The 24,480-nt window shown below is 69.1% G+C and carries 25 protein-coding genes; 6 read left to right on the top strand and 19 right to left on the bottom strand.

Annotated features, from left to right (window positions below):
• Positions 1-34 precede the first annotated feature (34 nt).
• A complete protein-coding gene (locus BLQ49_RS01175) occupies positions 35-352 on the bottom strand; it encodes a hypothetical protein (protein ID WP_091713085.1) in 318 nt (105 codons plus the stop codon).
• A gap of 250 nt (positions 353-602) precedes the next feature.
• On the opposite strand from BLQ49_RS01175, the gene BLQ49_RS01180 reads away from it, so the two are divergent.
• Positions 603-1,235 carry a 2OG-Fe(II) oxygenase gene (locus BLQ49_RS01180; RefSeq protein WP_091712625.1) on the top strand — a complete coding sequence of 211 codons (633 nt, stop codon included), beginning with the start codon at positions 603-605 and terminating at the stop codon, positions 1,233-1,235.
• Positions 1,236-1,257: 22 nt separating this feature from the next.
• Positions 1,258-1,902: a peptidase inhibitor family I36 protein gene (locus tag BLQ49_RS01185; RefSeq protein WP_091712627.1), complete on the top strand. Its 645-nt coding sequence runs from the start codon at positions 1,258-1,260 to the stop codon at positions 1,900-1,902.
• Positions 1,903-1,920: 18 nt separating this feature from the next.
• Here BLQ49_RS01185 and lpxB read toward each other — a convergent pair whose 3' ends face one another.
• The 9 genes from lpxB to BLQ49_RS01230 form a co-directional block, all read right to left on the bottom strand.
• Positions 1,921-3,078 carry a lipid-A-disaccharide synthase gene (gene lpxB, locus BLQ49_RS01190; protein WP_091712629.1) on the bottom strand — a complete coding sequence of 386 codons (1,158 nt, stop codon included), beginning with the start codon at positions 3,076-3,078 and terminating at the stop codon, positions 1,921-1,923.
• Positions 3,075-3,941 (bottom strand): LpxI family protein, encoded by an 867-nt coding sequence (locus BLQ49_RS01195; RefSeq protein WP_091712630.1) that lies wholly within the window; start codon positions 3,939-3,941, stop codon positions 3,075-3,077. Before BLQ49_RS01195 ends, lpxB begins: the two co-directional genes overlap by 4 nt.
• A gap of 12 nt (positions 3,942-3,953) precedes the next feature.
• Entirely contained in the window at positions 3,954-4,772 is an 819-nt protein-coding gene (gene lpxA, locus BLQ49_RS01200; protein WP_091712632.1) for an acyl-ACP--UDP-N-acetylglucosamine O-acyltransferase, read from the bottom strand.
• Positions 4,769-5,245 (bottom strand): 3-hydroxyacyl-ACP dehydratase FabZ, encoded by a 477-nt coding sequence (gene fabZ / locus BLQ49_RS01205; RefSeq protein WP_091713087.1) that lies wholly within the window; start codon positions 5,243-5,245, stop codon positions 4,769-4,771. The genes lpxA and fabZ overlap by 4 nt, the downstream gene beginning before the upstream one ends.
• 162 nt (positions 5,246-5,407) lie before the next feature.
• A complete protein-coding gene (gene lpxD, locus BLQ49_RS01210; protein ID WP_091712634.1) occupies positions 5,408-6,466 on the bottom strand; it encodes a UDP-3-O-(3-hydroxymyristoyl)glucosamine N-acyltransferase in 1,059 nt (352 codons plus the stop codon).
• Between the two features lie 51 nt (positions 6,467-6,517).
• The gene (gene bamA / locus BLQ49_RS01215; protein ID WP_091712636.1) at positions 6,518-9,088 is read right to left on the bottom strand and encodes an outer membrane protein assembly factor BamA; all 2,571 of its coding nucleotides are present in this window, start codon (positions 9,086-9,088) and stop codon (positions 6,518-6,520) included.
• A gap of 435 nt (positions 9,089-9,523) precedes the next feature.
• Positions 9,524-10,678 carry an RIP metalloprotease RseP gene (rseP, locus tag BLQ49_RS01220; RefSeq protein WP_091712637.1) on the bottom strand — a complete coding sequence of 385 codons (1,155 nt, stop codon included), beginning with the start codon at positions 10,676-10,678 and terminating at the stop codon, positions 9,524-9,526.
• Positions 10,679-10,815: 137 nt separating this feature from the next.
• Positions 10,816-12,402 carry a DHA2 family efflux MFS transporter permease subunit gene (locus tag BLQ49_RS01225; RefSeq protein WP_091712639.1) on the bottom strand — a complete coding sequence of 529 codons (1,587 nt, stop codon included), beginning with the start codon at positions 12,400-12,402 and terminating at the stop codon, positions 10,816-10,818.
• Between the two features lie 8 nt (positions 12,403-12,410).
• On the bottom strand, positions 12,411-13,655 hold the full coding sequence (locus BLQ49_RS01230) for an HlyD family secretion protein (RefSeq protein ID WP_091712641.1): 1,245 nt from the start codon (positions 13,653-13,655) through the stop codon (positions 12,411-12,413).
• A 150-nt stretch (positions 13,656-13,805) separates the two neighbouring features.
• On the opposite strand from BLQ49_RS01230, the gene BLQ49_RS01235 reads away from it, so the two are divergent.
• The gene (locus tag BLQ49_RS01235) at positions 13,806-14,444 is read left to right on the top strand and encodes a TetR/AcrR family transcriptional regulator (RefSeq protein ID WP_091712642.1); all 639 of its coding nucleotides are present in this window, start codon (positions 13,806-13,808) and stop codon (positions 14,442-14,444) included.
• A 20-nt stretch (positions 14,445-14,464) separates the two neighbouring features.
• Here the strand turns inward: BLQ49_RS01235 and dxr are convergent, their stop codons facing one another.
• The 4 genes from dxr to pyrH all read right to left on the bottom strand — a co-directional run bounded on the left by dxr (position 14,465) and on the right by pyrH (position 17,951).
• Positions 14,465-15,643 (bottom strand): 1-deoxy-D-xylulose-5-phosphate reductoisomerase, encoded by a 1,179-nt coding sequence (gene dxr / locus BLQ49_RS01240; protein ID WP_091712644.1) that lies wholly within the window; start codon positions 15,641-15,643, stop codon positions 14,465-14,467.
• A 19-nt stretch (positions 15,644-15,662) separates the two neighbouring features.
• On the bottom strand, positions 15,663-16,529 hold the full coding sequence (locus tag BLQ49_RS01245) for a phosphatidate cytidylyltransferase (RefSeq protein WP_091712645.1): 867 nt from the start codon (positions 16,527-16,529) through the stop codon (positions 15,663-15,665).
• A 19-nt stretch (positions 16,530-16,548) separates the two neighbouring features.
• Entirely contained in the window at positions 16,549-17,112 is a 564-nt protein-coding gene (gene frr / locus BLQ49_RS01250; RefSeq protein WP_091712647.1) for a ribosome recycling factor, read from the bottom strand.
• Positions 17,113-17,228: 116 nt separating this feature from the next.
• The gene (pyrH, locus tag BLQ49_RS01255; protein ID WP_091712648.1) at positions 17,229-17,951 is read right to left on the bottom strand and encodes a UMP kinase; all 723 of its coding nucleotides are present in this window, start codon (positions 17,949-17,951) and stop codon (positions 17,229-17,231) included.
• Between the two features lie 178 nt (positions 17,952-18,129).
• Here pyrH and BLQ49_RS01260 point away from each other — a divergent pair, with 178 nt between their 5' ends.
• On the top strand, positions 18,130-19,059 hold the full coding sequence (locus BLQ49_RS01260; RefSeq protein ID WP_091712650.1) for a diacylglycerol/lipid kinase family protein: 930 nt from the start codon (positions 18,130-18,132) through the stop codon (positions 19,057-19,059).
• Positions 19,056-19,871 (top strand): metallophosphoesterase family protein, encoded by an 816-nt coding sequence (locus tag BLQ49_RS01265; protein ID WP_091712652.1) that lies wholly within the window; start codon positions 19,056-19,058, stop codon positions 19,869-19,871. The genes BLQ49_RS01260 and BLQ49_RS01265 overlap by 4 nt, the downstream gene beginning before the upstream one ends.
• Before the next feature lie 28 nt (positions 19,872-19,899).
• On the opposite strand, the gene BLQ49_RS28800 is transcribed toward BLQ49_RS01265, so the two are convergent.
• From BLQ49_RS28800 to BLQ49_RS01275, 3 genes are all read right to left on the bottom strand, one after another.
• Entirely contained in the window at positions 19,900-20,121 is a 222-nt protein-coding gene (locus tag BLQ49_RS28800; RefSeq protein WP_143012186.1) for a hypothetical protein, read from the bottom strand.
• Between the two features lie 39 nt (positions 20,122-20,160).
• Complete coding sequence (gene tsf, locus BLQ49_RS01270) at positions 20,161-21,087, bottom strand: translation elongation factor Ts (RefSeq protein WP_091712654.1); 927 nt, start codon at positions 21,085-21,087, stop codon at positions 20,161-20,163.
• A 118-nt stretch (positions 21,088-21,205) separates the two neighbouring features.
• Positions 21,206-22,273, bottom strand: a complete 1,068-nt coding sequence (locus tag BLQ49_RS01275; protein WP_091712655.1) for a 30S ribosomal protein S2 — start codon at positions 22,271-22,273, stop codon at positions 21,206-21,208.
• A gap of 185 nt (positions 22,274-22,458) precedes the next feature.
• Here BLQ49_RS01275 and BLQ49_RS01280 point away from each other — a divergent pair, with 185 nt between their 5' ends.
• Positions 22,459-22,779 (top strand): hypothetical protein, encoded by a 321-nt coding sequence (locus tag BLQ49_RS01280; protein WP_244507382.1) that lies wholly within the window; start codon positions 22,459-22,461, stop codon positions 22,777-22,779.
• A 17-nt stretch (positions 22,780-22,796) separates the two neighbouring features.
• On the opposite strand, the gene BLQ49_RS01285 is transcribed toward BLQ49_RS01280, so the two are convergent.
• Positions 22,797-23,534: a pseudouridine synthase gene (locus BLQ49_RS01285; RefSeq protein ID WP_091712659.1), complete on the bottom strand. Its 738-nt coding sequence runs from the start codon at positions 23,532-23,534 to the stop codon at positions 22,797-22,799.
• Positions 23,531-24,436: a class I SAM-dependent methyltransferase gene (locus BLQ49_RS01290; protein ID WP_091712660.1), complete on the bottom strand. Its 906-nt coding sequence runs from the start codon at positions 24,434-24,436 to the stop codon at positions 23,531-23,533. The genes BLQ49_RS01285 and BLQ49_RS01290 overlap by 4 nt, the downstream gene beginning before the upstream one ends.
• Positions 24,437-24,480 lie beyond the last annotated feature (44 nt).

Below are 24,480 nucleotides of genomic sequence, written 5' to 3' on the forward strand. Positions count from 1 at the left end.
TTGCGGGATGCGGCGATTTACGCCGATCACGCGTTTACCAGTTCCACTCCTCGAAGCCCGGTTCGCGGCAGTGATAGCCGATCGGACATTGTGGGTTGTCGCGCGTGGGCGCGAAGCGGAGCTCGGCGATCTCCGAGCCGCTGCACTGGCCGGGGCCGCTGACGAAGCGCTCCGGCGCCGCGCCAGCCGCGATCACGATGTCCTTCTCACCCTTGACCAGCGCCATCGCCTCCGCGCAGGTCATGCGGGCCGTCATCGAGCCGCGCGGCGCCCGGCCCTGGGCAAGCGCCCCCGCCCCTGTCGCGACTGCGACGAGGTTTACGCACAGCAAGGCAAAGGCCAGCGGCCTCATCAGACACGGGTCCAGCATGCGCCCAGGAGAATAGTCCGCGGGCATTACGCCATCCTGCACGGGCCGGTGGCTCGAGACTGTCACCGGAATGCGCCACTGAGCGGCTTTCGCCGTCGGACTGCCGCAATCGGCGAATTATGAGATCCCAAGACAGCCGCCGCGTGCGGGCTCGGATCCGTTGAGGCGGGCGCGGTCCGGTGGCCGTTCACGTTGGAGCCGGTCTGTCACCCCGGAGCCCAGGGATCCACCGATGTCTGCCCTCTCGACCCTCGATATCGCAGCGGTCCGCGCCGCGCCCGTATCCCGCGAGCCCTACGCCTATACGCTGGGCACCAATGTCCTGAAGCCCGACGCCATTGAAGAGATTCGCCGCGATTTCCCGGATATCGCCAAGCCCGGCTATCTCACGGTCGACGAGGTCGCCCTCAAGGGACGGTTCAAGGCGCTGATCGACGAGTTGGAGAGCGACGCCTTCTCGGAGATCCTCGGCGAGAAGTTCGGCATCGATCTCGTCTCCTGCCCGCGGCTCACCACCATCATGCGGCGCAGCCAACCGAAATACGGCTCGATCCACACCGACGGCCCATCGAAGGTGCTGACGCTCCTCGTCTACATGAACGACGCGTGGGACGCCCCCGCGGCCGGTCGTCTGCGGGTGCTCTACGACGGGAAGAATTACGAGCCTTTCGCAGTGGAGGTGCCGCCGACCATGGGAACGATGTTCGCGTTCCTGCGGGCCGACAATTCCTGGCACGGCCACGAGCCGTTCGAGGGCGAGCGGCGCGTCGTCCAGGTGGCGTGGCTCAAGGATGCCTCCGAGTTGGAGCGCAAGCGCAAGCGCAACCGGACGGCACAGTTCCTGAAGGGGATTTTCGGCCGCTGAAGGCGCAACGAAGGGGGGTACGATGGGGGCGGTGGTACTGGCGGATCCGGGCGGCGGGGCGCGGCCCGAGCCCAGGCGTCGCTACGTCCTGCCGGCTTTGCTGATCGTCGGCTGGGCGGGGCTGTTCGCCTACAGCGCGGCCTACCTGACCGAAGACCTGCCGTTCCGCCCCCAGCGGGCCGAGGCGCCTGCCCCAGAGACCGCCGCCGGGCCGCGGGCCCTGTCGCGCCACCTCGTGATGCTCGACCGAGCCGATCCCGCTCCTCGAAGCAGCGCCCCCGAGACGGCGGCCGCTCCGGTCGGGCAGCCGGCCGTTCGTCCGGCACCGCCGAGCCCCCTCCCCCGGACGGTTCCGGCTCCGGCCCCGATGGGTGCTGATTATGTCGGCGTCTGGGGTCCTACCCCGGCTGCCTGCGGGCATCGCTCGCTGCGGCGGGGCTACATCCCGGCGACGATCACGCAGGATCAGGCGCGCGCCGGCCGCACAGTGTGCACCTTCCACGATACGCGCCGGTCCGGGGCCACTTGGGTGACCTCGGCCGAGTGTCGCGACCGCGGACGGCACTGGTTATCGCAGGTCCGGCTGACGGTGGACGATGACCACATGACATGGTCGAGCAACCGCGGAACCGTGTCGTATACCCGCTGCAGCCGGCGCGGCGGATAGCGCTCGCCGCCCGGCGGATCATGGCCTCTGCGCAGCTTGCAGCACGATCCGCGCTGCGGCCCGGCTCGGCGTCTCCGCATCGGCAAGCTGCATCCGGTCGGCGATCCGGGCCAAGGCCGCGCATTGCGCCGCGCGGGCGGCGCCCCCCGCCAGCAGGGGCGCCAGCGACTCGGCGAGACGTTCGGGCGTGCAATCGGCTTGGACGAATTCCGGCATGGCGTTCTCGGCCAGGATCAGGTTCGGCAACACGATGGTCGGCACCTGAATGAGCCGGCGGGCGATGATTTCCTCGGCCCGCGAGACCTTGTAGGCGACCACCATGGGAACGCCTGCCAGCGCGAGTTCCAGCGTGACCGTCCCCGAGGCCGCGAGCGCCGCCCGGGCGCCCCGGAAGGCGGCATATTTCGGTGCCTCACCGGTGACGATCTGGGCCGGGACAGGCCAAGCCGTTGCGAGGCGCTCGATCAAGGCGCGGTGGCGCGTCACCGCCGGCAGCACCGCTTCGAGCGGATGAGCGCTCGCCAGGAGCGCCAAGGCTTGCCCGAAGACCGGCATCAGGCGTTCAATCTCGGAGCGTCGCGAGCCGGGCAGGACGACGAGACGGTAGGGCACCGCATCACGGCGCAGACGCTCGGGACCGGACGGGCACAGCTCCGGCAGGCGCTCGATCAGCGGATGCCCGACATAGGTGCAGGGCGGTCCGCCGAGCCGGAGATGGGCATCGGGCTCGAAGGGAAGCAGCGCCATCACGTGGTCGATGAAGGCACGCATGCCCTTCGCGCGCCACGGGCGCCACGCCCAGACGCTCGGCGAGACGTAATCGACGATCGGGATGCCGGGGGCAGCCCTGCGCACGCGCTTGGCCACCGCATGGGTGAAGCCGGGGCTGTCGATGATGACCAGAACGTCCGGCCGGGCGCGCACGACCGCATCGGCTGTCTCGCGGATGCGCCGCAGGAGCGTGCGGGCGCGGGCGAGCACCGGCAGGTAGCCCATCACGGCCACATCATCGAGGGGGAACAGGGACATGAACCCCGCCTCCGCCATCGCCTCGCCGCCGACACCGCCGAACGCCACGTCAGGCGACGCCTCGCTGAGCGCCCGCATCAGCTTGGCGCCGAGCTGATCGCCGGAATCCTCGCCGGCCACGAGCCAGATGGTGCGCGGCCGCGTCATCGCGGTAGGCTCCCGTATCCGACGACGAACAGGCCGAGGCGGTCGGCCTCCGCGGCGGTCGCGACGCGGTCGATCACCAGGGTCCCCCCCGGTTCGAGCACGAGGCCGACGCAGCCGGCCCGGGCGGCGTTGCGCACCGTGCGCGGGCCGATCGCCGGCAAGTCGATGCGCCGATCCTGTCCGACCTTGGGCGCCTTGACCAGCACGGTGCCGGGGAGCGCCCGACCCCAACCGAACGGCCGACGCCCGAGGGCGCGCGCCCGGGCGAGCATCCGGTCGGTCCCCTCGGGGCCCTCGACGGCGAGCACCCGGTCGCCGGACGCGACGACCGCCTGCCCGAGATCGTACGGCGACAGGGCATCCAGCACACCCCGCCCGGTGGCTATCGAGGCCGCCGCCTCCGGACCTGGCCGCCGACGCCCGATCGGACCTTCCGGACAGAGCAGGTCCGGCGCGGCCTCGTGGACGCCGACGACCCGGTGGCCCTCCTCCTCGACGAGGGCCAGTGCCGCCCGCAGAAGGCGGTCATCGCCGCCGCCGGCGATGGCCCTCAGTGCGTCGCGGTTGCGCAGGGCCGCGCCGGCATTGAGGATCGCGGCCGGACTCGGCCGAGAGACGCCTCCGGCTGGAACCACGATGGCCGGGCCCCAGCGGCGCAGCAGCTTCAGTGTGGCGGCAAGGTCCAGGAGGTCGACCGTGGCGTCGGCGCTTTTGCGCAGGGCTGGTCCCGTGAAGCCCCGAAGGGCGATCACCCGGAACGGCCTGTGCGTCCGGCGCAGGGACTCGGCTACGAGTTCCGGCAGCCGCCCCGCCCCGGCGATCAGGACGAGGGCGCCCTCAGGGACAGTCTCGGCCTTCACCATAGCCAGGGCCGGTCAGGCGGCGCTGATCGGCGTCGGGACTTCGCGCGGTGTGCAGATCGAGCGTTTGCCGCCGAGGCGGATGAAATCGAGGATCTCGCGCACCGCGTCATGGGAGTCGAAGGTCGCCGCCACGTCCTCCACCCGCTCCATGAGCGTGCCCTCCGGAGCGAAGAGCAGGCGATAGGCGCGGCGCAGGGCGTGGATGTCCTCGCGGGCGAAGCCGCGCCGCTGCAACCCGATGATGTTGAGGCCCGACAGGGTGGCGCGGTTGCCGAGCACCATCCCGTAGGGGATGCAGTCGTTCTCCAAGCCGGAAAGGCCGCCCACGAAGGCATGCGCACCGACCCGGGCGAACTGGATCACGGCGGCGCCGCCCCCGAGGATCGCGTAGTCGCCGACCGAACAATGGCCGGCCAGCATCACGTTGTTGGAGAAGATCACGTGCGCGCCCACCCGGCAATCGTGGCCGACATGGGAGTTCGCCAGGAAGGTGCAGTGATCGCCTACCACCGTCTCCAGCCCGCCGCCGCTGGTGCCGGGATTCATGGTGACGCCCTCGCGGATCAGGCAATCCGCGCCGATGGTAAGGGTCGAGGCCTCGCCCCGGTACTTCAGATCCTGCGGTTGGTGGCCGATCGATGCGAACGGAAAGATCCGGGTGCGGGGGCCGATCGTGGTGCGGCCCGCCAGGACCACATGGCTGACAAGTTCGGAGTCTGGTCCGAGCACGACCTCCGGTCCGACGTGGCAGAAGGGGCCGATCCGCGCCCCGTCGCCGATCTCGGCGCCGGACTCGATCACGGCGCTCGCGTGGATGAACGGCGCGCTCACTCCGTCACCAGCATGGCGCCGATCTCGGCCTCCGCAACCAGCGTTCCATCGACCCGGGCCTCGCCACGGAACCACCACATGGTCCGGCGATGATTGATCTTCTTCATATGGAACCGCACTTGGTCGCCCGGCGTGACTGGCTTGCGGAATTTGCACTTGTCGATGGTCATGAAGAACACCTGCTTGGTGCGCAGCTCGTCCGTCCGGATGTGACGGCAGCAGATCGCGCCGGCGGTCTGGGCCATCCCCTCGATCAGGAGCACGCCCGGGAAGACCGGCAAGCCCGGGAAATGCCCCATGAATTGCGGCTCGTTGGCGGTGACGTTCTTGATGCCGATACAGGATTCATCCCGGTCGATCTCGACGATCCGGTCCACCATGAGGAACGGATAGCGGTGGGGCAGCAGCTCCAGCAGCATCTGGATATCGGCTGTACCCAGCTCGCCGCCGGTCTCGCGTGCCGCCTCACTCATCGGATCCCGCACCTCGACTTGCCGCATTCAATGGTCTGAACTCCGCCCGCCGATGGGCGCACGGAGCGCCCTCTTCGGAAGAAATCGCCGGAAGCGCAAGGCCTTCCGGGCCGTGGGGATGATCCGAACAGCGGGAAAGGCCAGTTCGGCGGCCGGCTTGCCTCAGCCCTCGTCGTCCGCCGGAGCCTTGCCCGAGCGCTCGGCGAGGCGGGCCAGGGTGGTCAACTCGCGAAACCACGCCCGCACCGGCTTGGCGGGTGTGCCGCCCCAACGGCTGCCCGGCGGCACGTCGCGGTTGACGTTGGACGAGCCGGCGATCTGCGCTCCACGGCCGATGCGCAGGTGGCCGACGACGCCGACCTGACCGCCGAGGACGACGTAATCCTCCAGCGTTGTCGATCCCGAGATACCGACACCCGACACGATCACGCAGTGGCGCCCGATGACGACGTTATGGGCGATCTGCACGAGGTTATCGATCTTGGTCCCCTCGCCGATCACCGTGTCACGCGAGGCGCCGCGGTCGATCGTGGTGTTTGCGCCGATCTCGACATCGTCCTGAACGATGACGCGGCCGATCTGCGGTACCTTGAGATGGGTGGCCCCCATGGCGAAACCGAACCCGTCCTGCCCGAGCCGGGCGCCGGGATGGAGGATCACCCGGTTTCCCAGGAGCGCATGGCTGAGGGTGGTGCCGGGCCCGATGGCGCAGTCGCGCCCGATGCGCACGCCCGGGCCGATCACCGCGTTGGGGCCGATCACCGTGCCGGCGCCGATCTCGGCGCCGGGGCCGATCACCGCGCCGGGATCGACCGTGACGCCGTCCTCAAGGTGTGCTTCCGGATGGATATGGGCGCCCGGGGCGATCCCACGGGCGCCGAATTGCGAGCCCGGGCGCAGGGCATCGGGATGCAGGCGGCCGAGCAGGGTCGCGTAGGCGCGGTAAGGCTCGCGGCTGACGAGGGCGACGGTGCCCGACGGGCAGCGGGCCGCGAAGCGCGGCGAGACGAGGCAGGCCCCCGCCCGCGTCACCGCGAAGGCGTCGCCGTAGCGGGCATTGTCCATATAGGCGAGGTGCTCGGGCCCGGCGCCCTCCAAGGACGCCGCACCGGCAAGCCGAGCCTGCGGATCAGCGCCGTCGGGAAGGCTGGCCCCGGCGACCACCGCGATCTCCGCGAGGGTCAGGTCCGTCGCGGCGGCGAAGAAGATGGGGTCTGACATGCTCGACAACGCGCTGGTCGGGGAAACCGACCAGCGCGCCAGGGATTTTGATCAGAAGCGCGAGCCGCCGGAGAAGCGGAACGCCTGGGTCTGATCCTTGCCGATATGGCCGTACTTGCCGAGGATCGGCACGTAGACCGCGATGCCCTCATCCTTGGTCAGGGCGTAGGCGTAGTCGAAGCGGATCGGGCCGAGCGGCGAGTTCCACAGGATGGAGGCGCCGACCGAGGAGCGGATCGTGGCACTGTCGCGGACGTTCACGCATTCCGGCTCGACGCCGATCTTGTAGGCGTTGAAGTTGCATCGACCGGTGGCCGGATCGGTACCGTTGATGAAGCTGTCGCCATTCACGTCGAAGGAGCGTCGGCTGTTGTAGCCGAACAGCGTACCGGCATCGGCGAAGAGCGCGCCCTTCAGGCCGAGATCGCGCGGGACGCCGGGCAGCGGGAACTGCACCTCGAGCGTGCCGCCGATGTAGGTCGAACCGCCGATCGCGTTCGAGCGGGCATCGGCGATGCCGACGTCGCGCGGACCGATGCCGTTCGGCGCGAAGCCGCGGACCAGCGACGGGCCGAGGAAGAACTCGTCGGTCACCCGAAGCGGCTTGTCGTTGATCGACTGGATATGGCCGCCCTGGAACCGGACGAAGCCGATCACGTCCTCGTACAGCTCCTTGTAGTACCGCGCATCGGCGGTCACCCGGAAGAACTTCGAGTCACCGCCCAGGCCCGCCACGTCAGGCTTCAGCTCGGCGTAGAGGCCGTTATGCGGCGCGCCGATCACGTCCAGGGTCGAGTAGGCAAGCGTCAGGCCGGCGAGCGAAGTCAGCGTGTTGCCCTGCGAACCCTTGATGGCGATGGAGGCTTCGCCGTCATAGGCACAGTTCGGGTAGATCGCCTGACCGCCGATGTTGCGGCCCGTGTTCGGGTCGATCGTGCCCGCCGCGTAGGTCGCAGTGTAGCCCGGGATCGGGATCGAGCAGTCGTTGTACGGCCGCTTGAGGGTGTTCGGCACCTTCAGCTCGGTGTTGTACAGCGAGTAGCGCAGGGTGATGCCGAATTCCTCGGTGATCGGCAGGCCCAGGCGCAGCTGGCCACCGTAGACCGTGGTCTCGTAGCGCGAGTACCGGGTCAGATCGGAGTACTTGTAGAAGGCGTCGAAGCCGGCCGCGAGGCGGTAGCCGAGGAAGTACGGCTCGGTGAACGAGAAATCGACACCGCGCGAGTACTGGCCGCCCGTACCGGCGAGGCGGACATACTGGCCGCGGCCGAGGAAGTTCGACTCGGAGACCGAAACCTCGCCGATGATTCCATCCTGGGTGGAGTAGCCGCCCGCCACCGAGAACGAACCCGTGGGCTGATCCTCAACGTCGATGTTGATCACCACGCGGTCGGGCGCCGAGCCCGGCTCGTTGGAGAAGCGGACCTTCTTGAAGAAGCCCAGGCCGTTCAGGCGCCGCTCGGCGCGGTCGGTCAGCACGCGGTTGTAGGCGTCGCCCTCGGCGATATCGAGCTCGCGGCGGATGACGTAATCGCGGGTGCGGGTGTTGCCGCGGATGTTGATGCGCTCGACGTAGACGTGCGGGCCGTCCTCGACCACGAAGCCGAGGGAGACCTGATGGCTTGCCGGGTCACGCTGGCCGGTTGGGCGGACCTGCGCGAACGGATAACCCGCGCGGTTCACCTCGCGGGTGACGTTGTTCAGCGTCTTCTCGACATCGTCGGCGTTGTAGACGTCACCCACGGCCGTCGCGACGCCATCGGTCAGCTCGGCGGTGTTCAGGCCCGGCAGGCGCGAATCCACCTGCACCGCGCCGACCTTGTACTGCTCGCCCTCGCTCACCGTGATGGTGATGACGTAGCCGGAGGTCTCGCCCTCGACGTAGCGCGCGTCGGCGCTGACCACCTGGAAGTCGGCATAGCCGTTCTTGAGGTAGTAGCGGCGGACCTGATCGAGGTCGTTGGTGATCCGGTCCGGATCGTAGACGTCGGAGGTCTTGATGAACGACAGGAAGTTCATCTCCGAGGAGCTCATCAGCCCCTTGAGCGTCCGCTCCGAATAGGCGTTGTTGCCGACGAAGTTGATCGAGACGATACCGGTCTTGTCGCCCTCATCGATCTGATAGATCACGTCGACCCGGCCGTTGGGCAGGTCCACGGTGCGGTAGGTCACCTTGGCGGTGCCGCGGCCGAACCGCTTGTAGACGTCGCGGATGCGGGCGAGGTCGGCGTTGATGATCGCCTCACTGTAGGGGCCGCGGGCCTTCGCCTCGACCACCCCTTCCAGGGTCGCCTTCTCGATCTTCTTGTTGCCCTCGAACACAACCCGGTTGATCAGGTTGTTCTCGCGGACGGTGACCACCGTGCGCCCGCCCGACTGGGCGACCTTCACGTCCGAGAACATGCCGCTGGCCAGCAGGTTGCGGCGCGCCTCCTCGGCGGAGCCGGACGCCGTCCCGGTCACGTAGGACCGGATCGTGTCGGCATCGACGCGCTGGTTGCCCTGGACGACGATCTGCTGCGCCTGGGCGGCCCCGCTCAGGACGACGCTCAGACCCGCAGTGACTAGGACGATGGTTCTCCGCACCGACTTACGTCGGGGCTTCCCCGTCAACGACATCATGCAATCGCCCGTTTCTGTTCTGGTCGCGGGGGTTAGCCCGTCGCAGGCGACCGTTGACCGGTCGTCCCGTCACCTGGTCCAAGCGTGGCTTCGGTCCAAGCGTAGCTCTTAGCGGGATTCCCCTGCCAAGCAAACGCGCGGGCGGCCATCGTCAGGGGATTTTGGGGGGTCGTGGCCTTCGCGCCACTTAACGATCCGTCCGCCCCGCGCGCAAACCGCCAAACATCGTGAATAACGCGTAAACGCCTGTGCCGAACCGCGTTTTTCTGCCCGTCAGCTCGACCTTTGACGCGGCATTAACCCAATTTTGATCCCTCGGCGGGGCCCCGATCGGGCGACTTCGGGGCCGGATCGCGGCGGGAATCGGGCATCCTTTCCGGTGGAGATCGGACGGGATGCCCGAAGGGCCTGGGGACAGCCGGCAACCCCTCCGGATCAGGTGTTCCGCCAGGACGCGCCGAGGTTGAGGATGTCGTTCCAGGCGGCGAACAGCATCAGCATCAGAACCAGGGCGAGGCCGATCCGGAAACCGATCTCCTGCGCCTTCTCGCTGAGCGGGCGGCCGCGGACGACCTCGAAGGCGTAGAACAGGAGGTGGCCGCCATCGAGCAGCGGCACCGGGAACAGGTTCAAAAGGCCGATCGAGACCGAGAGCAGCGCGATCAGACCGACGAGACCGCCGACGCCGCCCGTCTTGGCGACCTCGCCGGAGACGCGGGCGATGCCGATCGGGCCCGAGAGCTGGTCGGCCGATTCCCGGCCGGTCATCAGCTTGCCGAGATACGAGAAGGTGCGCTCGACGACGAAGTAGGTTTCCTTCACGCCGAGATTGAGGGAATCGACGGCCCCGTAGCGCACGAGGCGCGCCTCGGACCCCGCGGGGGAGCGAATGCCCAACCGGCCGATCCGGTGTCGGCCGAACGGGGTCTTCTCCTCGAAGGTGGCCGGCGTCGCCTGGATGGTGATCGGCTTGTCGTCGCGCTCCACGGTGAAGGTCAGGGGCGTGCCGGCACTGCCCGTCACGGTGCGGTACATGGCGTTGAAGTCGCCGATCTTCTCGCCGTCGATGGCGGTGATGACGTCGCCCGGCTGGAAGCCGGCCTGGGCCGCGACACTGTTCGGCTCCACGGAGGAGACGCGGGCGGGCAATTCGTAGCGGCCGCCGAGCCAGATCGCTCCGGCGAACAGCAGGATCGCCAGGATGAAGTTCGCCACCGGGCCGGCGGCGACGATCGCGGCGCGCTTGGCCACGGGCTGCGTCGGGAAGCTGATCGCCCGCTCCTGCGGGGTCATGCGGGCGACGGCCTCCGGATCGGGCATGCTCGCCCCGTTCACGTCGCCGTGGAACTTCACGTAGCCGCCGAGGGGAATGGCGCAGAGCTTCCAGCGGGTGCCGCGCCGGTCGTTGAACCCGATGAGTTCCGGCCCGAATCCGAGCGAGAAGGCGTGGACGCCGACGCCGCACCAGCGCCCGACCAGGAAGTGGCCCATCTCGTGCACGAACACCACGACGGTGAGCACGAACAGGAACGGGATCAGGGCACCGAAGAAACCACCGGCGGTGCCGCCCATCGCGTTGAGGAAGTCCATAAGCCGATCCCTGGCCGTCGCCGCACCGGCCCCCCGGGATCGGCGCATCCCGACATCCTAGCAGATCGGTGGGGTGCACCGCCAACGCAATCCTGTGCCGGGTCGCGCATCGTCGCAGCGGAACCGGAGTTGTCCCGTCAGTGCCCTCCTCCGCCCCTCGCCATCGCACGCGGGCGACGGACCAGCGGCACCGCACAGGCCATCGCGAGGAACAGGACCGTCAGGGCGAGGAACACGTCCTCGAAGGCCATGACGAGCCCCTGGATCCGCACCGTGTTGGTCATGGCCTTCAGCGCCATGCCGGGGGCGGCACTGCCGAAGGACTCGAAGCTGTGCTGAAGGCTGTCGAGGCGCTCCAGCGCGGCGTTGTTCGACCAGCTGAACCGCTCGTGTAACCGGGCGAGGTGCAGGTCCCAGCGATCGTTCAGCACCGTGTTGATCAGCGCGAGGCCGACCGCGCCGCCGAGGTTGCGGGTGAGATTGAACAGGCCGGAGGCGTTCTTCATTCGGGCCGGCGGCAGGGTGCCGAGCGCGATGTTGTTGATCGGGATCATGCACAGCATCAGCGAGCAGCCGCGCAGGATCTGCGGCAGCAGCAGCTCGTAGAAATCCCAGTCCTTGGTGAGCCCGGTGACGATCCAGGTGCCGCAGGCGAAGCCCGCGAAGCCGATCCCCATCATGAAGCGCGGATCGACCTTGCCCGAGAGGCGGCCGGCGATCGGCGCGGTGATGAACATGAACAGGCCGGAGACGAACATCGTCTCGCCGATCATCAGCGCCGAGTAGCCCCGGACCCGGGCGAGATAGACCGGGTAGATGTAGGTCAGCCCGTAGAGGCCGATGCCGAGTACGAAGCTCGCCACACAGCCGCTGGCGAAGTTGCGGTCCGAGAAGGCGCGCAGATCGACGATCGGCTGCTTGGCCGTAAACACCCGCCAGAAGAACAGAAGCGCCGAGACCGCGCAGACTACAGCGGCGGCGAACACCGTCTCGTCCTGCAACCAGTCGTGGTTCGGCCCCTCCTCCAGCACGTATTCGAGGCAGCCTAGGAAGCCCGCCATGAAGGCGAGGCCGGCCCAGTCGAAGGCTTGCAGCAGACTGTAGTTCGGCTCGTCGAAATCGACCAGCATCCAGGTCGAGATCGTCACGAAGAGGCCCGGCACGACATTGATCAGGAACAGCCAGTGCCAGGACATCAGGTCGGTGAGGTAGCCACCAACCGTGGGGCCGATGGTCGGCGCGAGCGTCGCCACGAGGCCGATCATCGGCGAGACGATGGTCCGCTTCGAGGGCGGGAAGATCGTGAAGGCCGCCGCGAAGACGGTCGGGATCATGCCACCGCCGATGAAGCCCTGCGCCGCGCGCCAGACGATCATCTCGCCGATCGACGAGGAGGTCGCGCACATCAGGCTCATCAGGGTGAAGCCACCCGCCGAGATGGCGAACATCCACCGCGTCGAGAGAACCCGCGACAGGGTGCCCGACAGCGGGATCGAGATGACCTCGGCGATGAGATAGCTGGTCTGGACCCACGGGATCTCGTCGCCGGACGCCGAGAGGCCGGCCTGGATCTCGTTGAGGGAGGCCGAGACGATCTGGATGTCCAGGATCGCCATGAACATCCCGAACACCATGCAGACGAACGCCACCATGCGGCGGCGGTCGAGCGGCGGCTCGGCAGCGCGGGCCGGCGCACCCGGCGCCAGAGTAGCGGTGGCGGCCATGACCCGGCTCAGCGGCTCGCGGTGCTGACCGGCGGCTCACGCGCGGCCCGGTCGAGCACCGAGCGGTCGGCGCCGGTACGGGTATCGACCCGCACCACGGCCGACAGGCCCGGCCGCAGCAGGCCCTCGCGGGCGACCTCCTCCGGAACCCGCACCCGCACCGGCAGGCGCTGGACGATCTTGGTGAAGTTGCCGGTCGCGTTGTCGGGGGGCAGCAGGCTGAACACCGAACCGGAGGCCGGCGAGAACGATTCCACCACGCCCTGGATCTCGCGATCCGGATACGCGTCGACCGTCACGGTCACCGGTTGGCCGGGGCGCATGCGCTGAACCTGCGTCTCCTTGAAGTTCGCGTCGATGTGCACGCTCTGGAGCGGCACCAGGGCAGCGATCCGGGTACCCGGCGCGACGTAGGCGCCGGCCTCGACCGCCTTGTTGCCGACCACGCCGTCAAAGGGTGCGCGGATCACCGCGAAGTCGAGGTCGCGCCGGGCGCGGTCGACGGCGGTTCGCAGTTCGACCGCGACACTCTCGGCCTCGCGCTTTTGCGCCTGGAGCACATCGACATTGGCGCGGGCAGCCAAGAGCCCGGCCTCCATGGCTTTGACCGAGGCCTCGGTCCGGTCGCGATCGGCACGGGTCTGATCGATGCGCGACTTGGCGACGTAATCGGCCTGCATCTGCATCGACCGGGCGAAATCGGCCTGGGCGCGGACCGCATCGGCGCGGGCGGCTTCGAGCTGCGCGGCGGCTTGGGCGACCTGCGCCTGCGCCGCCTCGGCCTGCCGAGCGATCCGCGTGATGGTGCTCTCCTGCGTGGCGAGCTTGTCCTGCGCGGCCTGGAGCGCGAGACGATAATCGCCATCATCGATCTTGGCGATCACGTCGCCCTTCTTCACGGAGAGGCCGTTCACCACTGGGACAGCCTCGAGATAGCCCGAGACCTTTGCGGCCAGCACCGAGATGTCGGCCTGGACATAGGCGTCGTCGGTGGCGACGAAGAACCGTCCGACGGTCCACCATTGCCATCCGGCATAGGCGCCGCCGCCGAGCGCGACGGCCAGGACGGCGAGCAGGATGGCCCGGCGGAGCGGACGCTTGCGCGCCGGCGCACCGCCCTCCGGCGTCGCGGTCTGTTTGACCGCCGCGGCCGATGCCGGCGTCGCGACCGGACGGGCTGGGCCCTCGGCCCGCTCCTCGTCGCCGCGTTCGACGACCGGATCGGGGCGATCAGCGTCCTCACGCAGGGACATCGCAGAGCCTCACATCCAACCACAACCGCATTGACCGAACCGTTCGGTCAAAACATCGGCGCGCCTTGACGCGATTCCGAATTGGCCCCAGGGTATGTTGACCGAACGGTTCGGTCAAGCGGAGCGGCGCTGGCAGCGCCGGGCGGAACGATGGCACAGGGTGCAGCGCTGGATCGGGGCGTGACGGCGCACGAGGGCGACAAGCGCCGCCAGATCCTGGACGGTGCCCGGACGGTCTTCCTCTCGGCGGGCTACGATGGCGCGAGCATGGGTGAGATCGCGCGGGCGGCCGGCGTCTCGAAGGGCACGCTCTACGTATATTTCGACAGCAAGGAGGCGCTGTTCGAGGCTTTGATCCTTGAGGAGAAGGCCAGCCTCGCCGAGACGCTCTTCACCTTCGATCCGAACGATACCGATATCCCGGCCGTCCTGACGCGCCTGGGGATGAGTTTTCTCGCCGAGATGTCCCAGCCGCGGCACATCTCAATGCACCGCATGGTGATCGGCGTCTGCGAGAAATTCCCACAATTCGGGCAGGTCTATTACGACGCCGGGCCGGCCCGCGGCGTGGCGCGGCTCGCGGCCTATCTCGATGTGCAGGTAAATGCCGGCCGCCTGCGCATCGCCGACACCACCCTGGCGGCTCAGCACTTTTTGCACCTTTGCCTCGCCGGACTGCTGACGCGGATGCTGTTTGCCGCGGCCGGCAAGGCGGACGAAGAGCGTATGCGGTTCCAGACCGACGAGGCGGTGCGGGTGTTTCTGGCCGGATACGGGCCGGAGCGCTGACGCGCTGCCCGTGCCGCCGGCTACCCGGCGGCACGCAGCTCCGGCAGCGCCTCAGCGCTCCAAACCCGGACATGGGCGTCGATGGCGAGCGCCTCGTCGACATCGGCCGGCGCGGTCCGGTACTGGCCGGCGAAGTGCGTGCAGGCGCGCTCGACCAGATCGCTAATCCCGTAGAAGCCGATCCGGCCGGCGATGAAGGCCGCCACCGCGATCTCATTGGCCGCATTCATCACGGTCGGCGCCGCGCCGCCCGCGGCGAGCGCCGCCCGGGCGATCCGCAGGCACGGGAAGCGCTCCTCGTCCGCGGCCTCGAAGGTGAGGGAGCCGAGCTTCACGAGGTCCAGAGGCCGCCCGCGCGCGATGGTCAGCCGGTCGCCGAGGCCGAGGCAGTGCGAGATCGGCACGCGCATGTCGGGCAGTGCCAGCTCGGCGGTCACGGCGCCGTCGAGCCAGTAGACCATCCCGTGGATCACCGATTGCGGATGCACCACGACGTCGAGGCGCTTCGGCTCGATGCCGAACAGATGGTGCGCCTCGATCAGTTCGAGGCCCTTGTTCATCAGGCTCGCCGAATCGATGTTGATCTTCATGCCCATCGACCAGGTCGGGTGGGCGGCGGCCTCCGTGGCGGAGGCGGCGGCGATGCGCTCGCGGGTCCAGGTGCGAAACGGGCCGCCGGAGGCCGTGATCATCATGGTGCGCACGTCGGCAAGCGGCCGGCCGGCCAGCGCCTGGCTCAGGGCGTCGTGCTCGGAATCCATCGGCAGGATCGTGGCGCCGTAACGCGCGGCGTCGCGCATGAAGGCGTCGCCGGCGCAGACGAGACTTTCCTTGTTGGCCAAGGCCACCGTCCGGCCGAGGCGCAAAGCCGCGTGGGTCGATTTGAGGCCCGCCGCCCCGCTCACTGCCGCCACGACGATGTCGGCATCGCGGGCGACCGCCTCCATGACGGCCCCCTCCCCTGCCCCGTTGGGGATGCCGGAGCCCGACAGGGCCTCGGCGAGCGCCGGGCCGGCGGCTTCATCGGCGAGCGCCGCGAAGGACGCGTTCAGCTCCCGGGCCATCTTGGCGAGCGCAACCGGGTCCTTGCCGCCGACGAGGGCGCCGACGCGGAACCGGTCGGTGTGCTGGGCCAGCAGGTCGGCCGTCGATTTGCCGATCGAGCCGGTGGCGCCGAAGACGGTGACGATCTGGGTCACGGGTTCAACTCCCTCATCGTCACGTGATCAGGCCAGCCCCGCGCAGGGCGAGATAGATGGCAGCCAGCACGGCCACCGCGAAGAATCCGTCGAGCCGGTCCATGACGCCGCCATGGCCCGGGATGATCTTTCCGGAATCCTTCACGCCGTAGCGGCGCTTGAGGCCGGATTCGATCAGGTCGCCCGCCTGGCTGAGCACCGAGGCGAGCGCGCTCACACCCGCCACCACCGGCAGGGAAGCGGCGCTCGGCAGGGTCATTCCGGCGAGATCCGCCACCACCGGCACCAGCGTCCCGGCCGCGACCGCGCCAATCAGGCCACCGATCGCGCCGGACCACGTCTTGTTGGGCGAGACCCGGGGCATCAGCTTCGGGCCGCCGATCTTCCGGCCGGCGAAGTAGGCGGCGATGTCGGTGGACCACACCACCGCGAACATCCAGGCCGGCCCGACGAGGCCGATGGCGGGATCGTCGCGTAGCGCCACGGGGACCGCCGCGATCGCCCCAGCGCCGAGCACGCCGACAAAGGCGCGCCAACGGCCCCAGCCAGTCCGCGCCACCGTGGCGCAGGCGGCGGCCCCGAGGATCAGCACGGCAAGACAGGCGGACGTCGGCGCGCCGCCGCGCTGGCACAGCAGGAGAGCGCCCAGCGTCGCCGCGCCGAGCGCGATCAGCACCTCGCGCGGCTCGGTGCGGCTCATCACCATCCACTCGGCAAAGCCGATGATGCCGGCAGCCAACCAGATGCCCGCGAAGGGCCAGCCGCCATAGACCAGCCCGGCCAGCACGCCGGCCCCGAGCACGAGGCCCGAGGCGACGCGCAGCCACAGCTCGCGCTGGCTCTTGCGGGGAGCCTTGGATGGCGCAGCCGGTGCGGCGGCGGTCACGGGCGGACCGTCCCTCGCCTCAAACCTGCATGATCTCCTTCTCCTTGGAGGCCAGCACGCCGTCGATCTCGGCGATGTACTGGTCGGTCGCCTTCTGCACGTCGGCGGCCTGGCGCTTCTCGTCATCCTCCGAGATGGCGCTGTCCTTCAGGAGCTTCTTGAGATGGTCGAGGCCGTCCCGGCGGACGTGGCGCACGGCGACGCGCGCCTCCTCGGTGTACTTGTGGGCGACCTTGACCATCTCCTTGCGGCGCTGCTCGTTCATCTCGGGGATGCGGAGCCGGATGGTCTGGCCTTCCGTCTGCGGGTTGAGGCCGAGATCGGATTCGCGGATCGCCTTCTCGACGGCGGTCACCATGCTGCGGTCCCAGACCGAGATCGACAGGAGCCGCGGCTCCGGCACGCTCACGGTGGCGACCTGCGCCATCGGCATCGCCGAGCCATAGGCATCGACCTGGATCGGGTCGAGGAGCGAGGGCGTAGCGCGCCCGGTGCGCAGGGATCCGAGGTCCTTGGAGAGCGAAGCGACGGCGCCCTGCATCCGGCGCTTGATGTCGTTGAGGTCGAATTCCGGTGTGGCCATGAGAATCGTCCCGAGACGTCTGACGTGATCTTCTCGCCCGGCGCGGGCAGTCGCGGCCTCAATGGACGAATTTTTTCAGGGCCGCAAACGGTTGCGGCGGCCTATCCGCGGCGGCGTCAGGGCGCCACGAGGGTCGAGGGCGCTTCACCCGACAGGATCGCGGCAATCGAGCTCGGCGGGTGGAGCGAGCCGACCACGATCGACAGGCGGCTCTCCCGGGCCAGCGCGAAGGCGGCCGTATCCATCACCTTCAGGTCCCGGGCGATGGCCTCGTCATGGGTGATGCGGTCGTAGCGGGTCGCGCTCGGATCCGTCTTCGGATCGGCCGTGTAGACGCCGTCGACCTGCGTGGCCTTCAGCACCGCATCGCAGCGCAATTCGGCCGCACGCAGGACCGCCGCGGTGTCGGTGGTGAAGTACGGGTTGCCGGTGCCTCCGGCGAGAACCACCACCTGACCCTTGTCGAGGTGATGCAAAGCCGGCTGGCGGGCATAGGTCTCGCAGATCGTCGGCATCGACACCGCCGACATGGTGCGGGCCTGGACCCCCGCGGCATTGAGCGCCGTCTCGATGGCGAGCGAGTTCATGACGGTCGCCATCATGCCGAGCGAATCCCCGGTGGCCCGGTCGATCCAGCCGGCCGCCGAGATGCGCGCCCCACGGATCATGTTGCCGCCGCCCACCACGATGGCGACCTCGGCCCCGGTCTCGATGGTGCGGGCGATATCCTCGGCGAGCCCCGCCAGCGTCGGCGGATGCAGCCAGTAGCCATCCGGTGCGGCGAGCGCCTCGCCCGAAAGCTTTACGAGGATACGGCGAAACGGCGTCGTCTCCGGCATCTCGATCCCCGTCCGACCCGCCCTGTGCGAGCCGGGAGGCTTCTACGTCAACCGTGTGAGCGCCGTCGAGGGGCGGCCCGCGATCGGACGGGGATCATCCGCCCAAACGCCACCGACACGCGACCGACGTGCAGCCCTGGCAAAGCTTTGCGGAGACCGCCCTCGGCCCGGGACATCCATGCGCGTCGCCCTGGTGATCAACACGGAATCCGGCAGCGTCAGCGGCGGTGCGACACCGGAGATCATCCGTGAGCGGATCGCCGCGGTCGGGATCGAAGCCCTGGGTGAGGCGGACCGGGGAGCCACCCTCCCGGCGCGCATCGCGGCGGCGGTGGCCGAGCCAGGGATTGATGCGATGGTGGTGGCCGGCGGCGATGGCACGGTCGCCTGCGCGGCCGCCGCCCTGGTCGGGCGCGGGACGCCGCTCGGCATCCTCCCGCTCGGCACCATGAACCTTCTGGCGCGGGATCTCGGCCTTCCCCTCGATCTCGACGGGGCCATCGCCAATCTCGCACAGGGTGTGCCGCGCCGGATCGATGTCGGCGACGTGAACGGCCGGATCTTCGTGATCAATTCCGTGCTCGGCATGGCGGCGCGGGTGGCCCGCCACAGGGAGGCGCATCGCGCCCGCCGGGCCGTGCGCACGATGCTGCGCTGGGCGCTCGGGATGCTCCGCCATCTCGGCCGCTATCCGCGGCTCACGGTGACCGGCCTGATCGATGGGACGGCGCGGCGCCTGCGGGGCCGGCTGATGGCGGTGGTCGTGGGCGACTACGTTGAACGGCCAGGGCACGTGCTGCTGCGGGCGCCGGTCGATGCCGGCCAACTTACGCTCTATGTGCTGGCCAACCTGTCGGTGTGGCGCAGCCTGCGCCTCGCCCTCGGTTTCGCCCTCGGCGATTGGCGCCGGCTGCCTGACGTGGAGCGGCTGCCGGTCGGCGACCTCAGCATCGCGTCGCGCCGGCGGGCACTCCTGGTGATGAATGACGGCGAGGTGCTGCTGATCCCCACGCCCCTGCACTACCGGATCCGGCGACACGCGCTGACCGTGATCGTGCCGCGCGCCGAGACGGGCCAGCGCTTCGCGGTGGGGACGCCGGACGCATGAGGCGGATCAGCCACATTTCCGACCTCCATTTCGGCCGCACTGACCCGGCCGTCGTCGAGGCCCTGGTGGACGAACTAAACGGAGACGCGCCGGACCTGATCGTCGCCTCGGGCGACTTCACCATGGCGGCCCGCCCGTCCGAGTTCGCGCAGGCCCGCGCCTTCCTGAACCGCCTGTCGTCGCCCTGGATCGGCGTGCCGGGCAACCACGACATCTCGCCCTACGACCTGGTGCAGCGGTTCGCGCGCCCCTTCGCGCGCTACCGGCATGCCATCGCGCAAGACACGGAGCCGTGCTTCGCGGATGGCGAGATCGGCGTGGTCTGCCTGAACACGGTGCGGCGCTGGGCGCCGGAGCCGGACTGGTCGCACGGTGTCATCCGGCGCAGCCAGATCGCCCGGACCGAGGCGCGCCTCGCCGCCATGCCGGAGTATCTGTTCAAGATCGTGGTGGGCCATCACCCGTTCAGGCCGCCGCGCTGGGACGAGGAGGCCCGACTGGTCGGCCGGGCGGATCTTGCGCTGGCGGCCTTCCGCCGCTGCGGCGTCGGCCTGACGCTCGCAGGCCATCTGCACCGGCACTACGCCCGCTTTGCCCTCGAAGACGATTCCGGGGCCGAGGCGGTCGATCAGGGTGTGATGCGCGGTTGCCGGGGGCGGCTGCTGACCGTTCAGGCCGGCTCGGCGACCTCGACCCGCCTGCGCGGGAACGAGCCCAACGCCTACAACCGCATCACCATCGCGGAGGGCTGCGCCTCCGTCTCGGTGCGGGTCTGGGATGGCGGAGGCTGGGTCGATGCGGCGCCGGCATGACGGAGATCCGCCACACCAGCGCCTGTTCTCAGCTGCCCGTCAGGACGCCGACGGCGCCGACGACGGTCATCACAAGACCGGACACGAAGGCGCCGATCATCAGGTAGGAGAGGGGCTTTAAGGTCATGCCGCGAAGGTAGCGTGCATCCGCGAGATGGGGTGTGCGCCGCAACACGCAACCAAAGAGACGCTTTCCAAGCACAGAAAACAAGAAGCCCCGCCCGGCTGATGCCGAACGGGGCTCGATCACGCGGCGGTCAAGAAAACCTGACCGATTTGCTTGAATCGATCAGGCGCGACCAGCCTGCTGGGCGACCTCGGTGGCGAAGTCCGGCCCCTCTTCCTTCTCGATGCCCTCGCCGAGGGCGTAGCGAACGAAGGCCGTCAGGGTCACCGGGCCGCCGAACTTGGAGCCGGCTTCCTTGAGGACTTGGCTCACCGTCTTCGAGCCGTCATGCACGAAGGGCTGCTCCAAGAGGGTGACCTCCTTGTAGTAGCTCTTCAGGCCGCTCTCGATGATCTTGGCCATCACGTGATCCGGCTTGCCGGCGTTCTTCTCGCGCAGGATGTTCGACTCGCGCTCCACCGTGACGGTGTCGACGCCCGAAGCATCGAGCGCCACCGGGTTGGTCGCCGCGACATGCATGGCGATCTGGCGGCCGAGCGCCGAGAGCGCCTCGACATCACCCTCGGACTCCAGCGCCACCAGCACGCCGATCTTGCCGAGGCCCTCGGAGATCTGGTTGTGCACGTAGGAGGCGATGACGCCCTTCTTGACTTCGAGCTTGGCGACCCGGCGCAGGTTCATGTTCTCGCCGATCGTGGCGATCAGGGCCTGCAGCTTCTCGGACACGGTCTCGGTGGCGCCCGGGAACTTGGCGGCCTGGAGGCCTTCCAGCGTGCCGTCGGTGTTCAGCGCGATCTTGGCGGCCTCGCGGGCAAAGGCCTGGAAGGCGTCGTTGCGGGCGACGAAGTCGGTCTCGGAGTTCACCTCGATGACCGCGGCGTGATGGCCGGCGGACTCGACGGCGACCAGGCCCTCGGCGGCGACGCGGCCGGCCTTCTTGGCGGCCTTCGCGAGCCCCTTCTTGCGCAGCCAATCGACCGCGGCCTCCATGTCGCCCTGCGTCTCGTTGAGCGCGCCCTTGCAATCCATCATGCCGGCGCCGGTCGTCTCCCGGAGCTCCTTCACCATCGCGGCGGTGATGTTGGCCATGGCGGTCCCTTTCGTGTGGTCTGGATGAGAGAGGCCCGGCGCGCGGGTAAGCGGCCGGGCCCGGTATGCGGGGAACCGCGACGGCCCGATGACGGGGCCGCCGCGACGTCCGGATCGATCAGGCCGCGGCGGCGGCCTCGACGAAGCCGCGGGCCTGCGAGACCCACGAATCGCGATCGATGCGGCCGTTGAGCTTCAGGTCGGCATCGACCTTGGCGACGTCCGCGGGGGTCATCGCGGCAATCTGCCAGTAATGGTAGATGCCGGCGTCGTTGAGCTTCTGCACGATCTGCGGGCCGGCGCCGTTCAGCTTGGTCAGGTCGTCCGGCGCGCCGCGCGGGGCGGCGAGCAGCTCGAAATGCTCGGTCGACTCGGCGAGCATCGCCACGTCGGCCGGGTCGAGGGCGTCGGACTCGACCGAGACGGCCTCGTCGTCGTTCGCCGGCAGTTCCTCGGCCATCGGCTCCTCGGAGGCGCCGAGATCCATGCCCGACGAGCCCTGGGCGCGCGAGATGCCGTCGATGGCGGCCTTGGCGATCAGGTCGCAGTAGAGCGCGATGGCGCGGCCGGCGTCGTCGTTGGCCGGGACGATGTAGCTGATGCCGTCCGGGTTGCAGTTGGTGTCGACGATGGCGGCCACCGGGATCCCGAGGCGGTTCGCCTCCTTGATCGCCAGCTGCTCCTTGTTGGTGTCGATCACGAACAGCAGGTCGGGGACACCGCCCATATCCTTGATGCCGCCGAGCGCCTTCTCGAGCTTCTCCTTCTCACGGGAGAGCATCAGGCGCTCCTTCTTGGTCAGGCCCGGGCCGCCGGTCTCCAGCGTCTCGGTGACCTTGCGCAGGCGCGAGATCGAGCCCGAGATGGTCTTCCAGTTGGTGAGCATGCCGCCCAGCCAGCGGGAATTGACGTAGTACTGGGCCGAGCGCTTGGCCGCCTCGGCGATCGTGTCGGCGGCCTGGCGCTTGGTGCCGACGAACAGCACGCGGCCGCCCTTGGCGACGGTGTCGCTCACCGCCTGCAGCGCCTGGTGCAGCGCCGGCACGGTCTGGGCGAGGTCGATGATGTGGATGTTGTTGCGCGTACCGAAGATGTACGGCTGCATCTTCGGGTTCCAGCGGTGCGACTGGTGACCGAAATGGGCGCCCGCCTCGAGGAGCTGACGCATAGAGAAATCGACGGCCATTCTTTTTGCTCTCCGGTTGGATCCGCCGCGGAGGGATGCAGCCGCTCGACGCATTCGGGCGACCACCGGAAACGCCTCATTCAGGCATGAGGCCGGCTCCGCGTGTGGGATGGGCGGGCGCTTAGCAGAGAGCGCGGTCGGAAGCAAGGCTTCGGAGAGCGGCACGGTCGAAGGATGCCGCGCAGGTGACGCCATCCCTCAATCACAGGCTGCGTTCAAACCGCTTGCAACACGCAGCTTCGGCTTCCGATCATCAAGCCATGGCGATGGTCGCGTTCGACACCCTAAAATTCGCCCGCCCCCTCCGGGAGAAGGCCAAACTCTCACGCGAACAGGCAGAGGGCTCGGCCGATGCCATGGCGGAAGCGTTGCAGGGCGATCTCGTCAGGACGGCGGACCTGCGCGCCGCGTTGGCGGGTACGCGGCCCGCGATCGTGTGCTGGGTTGCGGGCCTGATCGGCTTCCAGACGCGCGCATTCATCGCCCTCGCCCGTGCCCTACATTGACGGACGCGCGGCTCGACTCACCCGCCGGCGAACACCGCCGCCACATCGTCGGCCGTCATCACGCGGTAGGCCCCCGCGGCGAGATCTGCCGGCAGATCGAGCCCACCGACCCGATCGCGGTGCAGTGCCGTGACATGGTTGTCCACGGCGGCGAACATCCGGCGGACCTGATGGTAGCGGCCCTCGGTCAGCGTCACCGCGCAATGGGTGGCATCCTCGACCACGAGATCCACCGGCAGCAGCGGCCGCTCCTCGCCCTCCAGCATCAGCGTCCCGGAGGCGAACACCGCCGCCTCATTGCCCGCCAGAGGCCGGTCGAGGGTCACGCGGTAGCGCTTCGCCACCTGGGCCTTCGGGCTGATGATCCGGTGCAGCAACGCGCCGTCGTCGGTCAGCAGCAGCAGGCCGGAGGTCTCCTTGTCGAGGCGGCCCACGGTGGAGAGCGGCGGGTCTCGGCGGCGCCAGCGCTCCGGCAGCAGCCCGTAGATCAGAGGCCCCGCCTCCTTGTGCGAACAGGTCACCCCCAGCGGCTTGTGCAGCATCAGGCACAGGCCCGGCAGTGGATCCAGCGGCTCGCCATCGATCGTCAGACGCTCCGGAAGATCCGGATCGAGGGCGATCCGCGTGCCGGCATCTCCGAGCTCAGCGCCGTCGAGGCGGATCGCCCCCACGCGGGCGAGCCCCTGGATCTCCCGGCGCGAGCCGTAGCCCAGATTGGCGAGGAGCTTGTCGAGCCGCACGGCTTTCGCGCTCACCGGCGTGCCTCGTAGACCCGGTAGCCGTTCTCCTGAACCGTCACGGACGCCGTCCGGAACGCTGCGCGCAGGGGCGCCTCGTAGGGCAAGTGCGCGTTGGCCACGAGCCACAGCGTGCCGCCGGGCCGCAGCGACGCGGCGGCCCGGGCGATGAAGGCCCGGCCGAGCGCCTGATCCTCCGCTCCACCCTCATGGAAGGGGGGATTCGTGACGATGAAGTCGAGGTCGCCCGGCACCTGCCCGGGCGTCCGGATATCGGCCCAGAGGATCGTCGCCCGCGGGTCGGGGACGTTGCGTCGGGCCATCTCGACGGCGCGGCGGTCGATCTCAACCAGGGTCATCGCGGTCACGGCCTCCGAGGCCAGGACCGCCCGGGCCAGGATCCCGAGGCCGCAGCCGAGATCGGCCCCGCGGCCCTTCAGCACCGGCAGCGCCCGCAGGAGCAGGGCCGTGCCGGGATCGAGCCGATCCCAGGAGAAGATGCCGGGCTGCGTGCACAAGGCGAGGTTGTCGACATGGCGCGGCCCGCCCTCGTCGATCGCCTCGGCGATCCCGGCGGGCTCCGGCGGCCGGTCGGCTTGGCAGATCCGGTGGTGGCGGCGCGGCTGGTCGGCGGCGGCACACCCGAAGGTGGTGAGTTCCTTGGCCAGCCGGGTCCCGCCCCGATCCTTGGGCGCAAGCGCGATCATCCGGCCGCCGGGCCCCAGGGCGCGCAGGACCTGCGCCAGGACGTAGCGACGCTCGACCGTTCCGGGTGGCGCGAGCACGGTGGCGGCGTCGAGGCTGTTCTCGGACAGATCCTCCAGCCGGGCGGCACCGGGAATCAACGGGGAAACCTGGACGGCATCGCCGGGGACCTCAGCGAGATCCACCGGCGGCAGGCCGTAGACGGCATGTCGCATGAATAATTCGGAAGCTGGAGGGATGCGGCCGGAACGCGACTCCG

The organism is Methylobacterium phyllostachyos (assembly GCF_900103445.1).
Taxonomy (GTDB): domain Bacteria; phylum Pseudomonadota; class Alphaproteobacteria; order Rhizobiales; family Beijerinckiaceae; genus Methylobacterium; species Methylobacterium phyllostachyos.

What these genes read in the sequence shown, in the direction of transcription:
- fabZ (WP_091713087.1), bottom strand. Translation starts at nt 5,245, where the DNA reads ATGAGTGAGGCGGCACGCGAGACCGGCGGCGAGCTGGGTACAGCCGAT.
- tsf (WP_091712654.1), bottom strand. Translation starts at nt 21,087, where the DNA reads ATGGCCAACATCACCGCCGCGATGGTGAAGGAGCTCCGGGAGACGACC.
- BLQ49_RS01265 (WP_091712652.1), top strand. Translation starts at nt 19,056, where the DNA reads ATGAGGCGGATCAGCCACATTTCCGACCTCCATTTCGGCCGCACTGAC.
- pyrH (WP_091712648.1), bottom strand. Translation starts at nt 17,951, where the DNA reads ATGCCGGAGACGACGCCGTTTCGCCGTATCCTCGTAAAGCTTTCGGGC.
- BLQ49_RS01275 (WP_091712655.1), bottom strand. Translation starts at nt 22,273, where the DNA reads ATGGCCGTCGATTTCTCTATGCGTCAGCTCCTCGAGGCGGGCGCCCAT.
- BLQ49_RS01230 (WP_091712641.1), bottom strand. Translation starts at nt 13,655, where the DNA reads ATGTCCCTGCGTGAGGACGCTGATCGCCCCGATCCGGTCGTCGAACGC.
- BLQ49_RS01180 (WP_091712625.1), top strand. Translation starts at nt 603, where the DNA reads ATGTCTGCCCTCTCGACCCTCGATATCGCAGCGGTCCGCGCCGCGCCC.
- lpxD (WP_091712634.1), bottom strand. Translation starts at nt 6,466, where the DNA reads ATGTCAGACCCCATCTTCTTCGCCGCCGCGACGGACCTGACCCTCGCG.
- BLQ49_RS01225 (WP_091712639.1), bottom strand. Translation starts at nt 12,402, where the DNA reads ATGGCCGCCACCGCTACTCTGGCGCCGGGTGCGCCGGCCCGCGCTGCC.
- frr (WP_091712647.1), bottom strand. Translation starts at nt 17,112, where the DNA reads ATGGCCACACCGGAATTCGACCTCAACGACATCAAGCGCCGGATGCAG.
- bamA (WP_091712636.1), bottom strand. Translation starts at nt 9,088, where the DNA reads ATGATGTCGTTGACGGGGAAGCCCCGACGTAAGTCGGTGCGGAGAACC.
- BLQ49_RS01290 (WP_091712660.1), bottom strand. Translation starts at nt 24,436, where the DNA reads ATGCGACATGCCGTCTACGGCCTGCCGCCGGTGGATCTCGCTGAGGTC.
- rseP (WP_091712637.1), bottom strand. Translation starts at nt 10,678, where the DNA reads ATGGACTTCCTCAACGCGATGGGCGGCACCGCCGGTGGTTTCTTCGGT.
- BLQ49_RS01175 (WP_091713085.1), bottom strand. Translation starts at nt 352, where the DNA reads ATGAGGCCGCTGGCCTTTGCCTTGCTGTGCGTAAACCTCGTCGCAGTC.
- BLQ49_RS01260 (WP_091712650.1), top strand. Translation starts at nt 18,130, where the DNA reads ATGCGCGTCGCCCTGGTGATCAACACGGAATCCGGCAGCGTCAGCGGC.
- BLQ49_RS01195 (WP_091712630.1), bottom strand. Translation starts at nt 3,941, where the DNA reads ATGGTGAAGGCCGAGACTGTCCCTGAGGGCGCCCTCGTCCTGATCGCC.
- BLQ49_RS01235 (WP_091712642.1), top strand. Translation starts at nt 13,806, where the DNA reads ATGGCACAGGGTGCAGCGCTGGATCGGGGCGTGACGGCGCACGAGGGC.
- BLQ49_RS01185 (WP_091712627.1), top strand. Translation starts at nt 1,258, where the DNA reads ATGGGGGCGGTGGTACTGGCGGATCCGGGCGGCGGGGCGCGGCCCGAG.
- lpxB (WP_091712629.1), bottom strand. Translation starts at nt 3,078, where the DNA reads ATGACGCGGCCGCGCACCATCTGGCTCGTGGCCGGCGAGGATTCCGGC.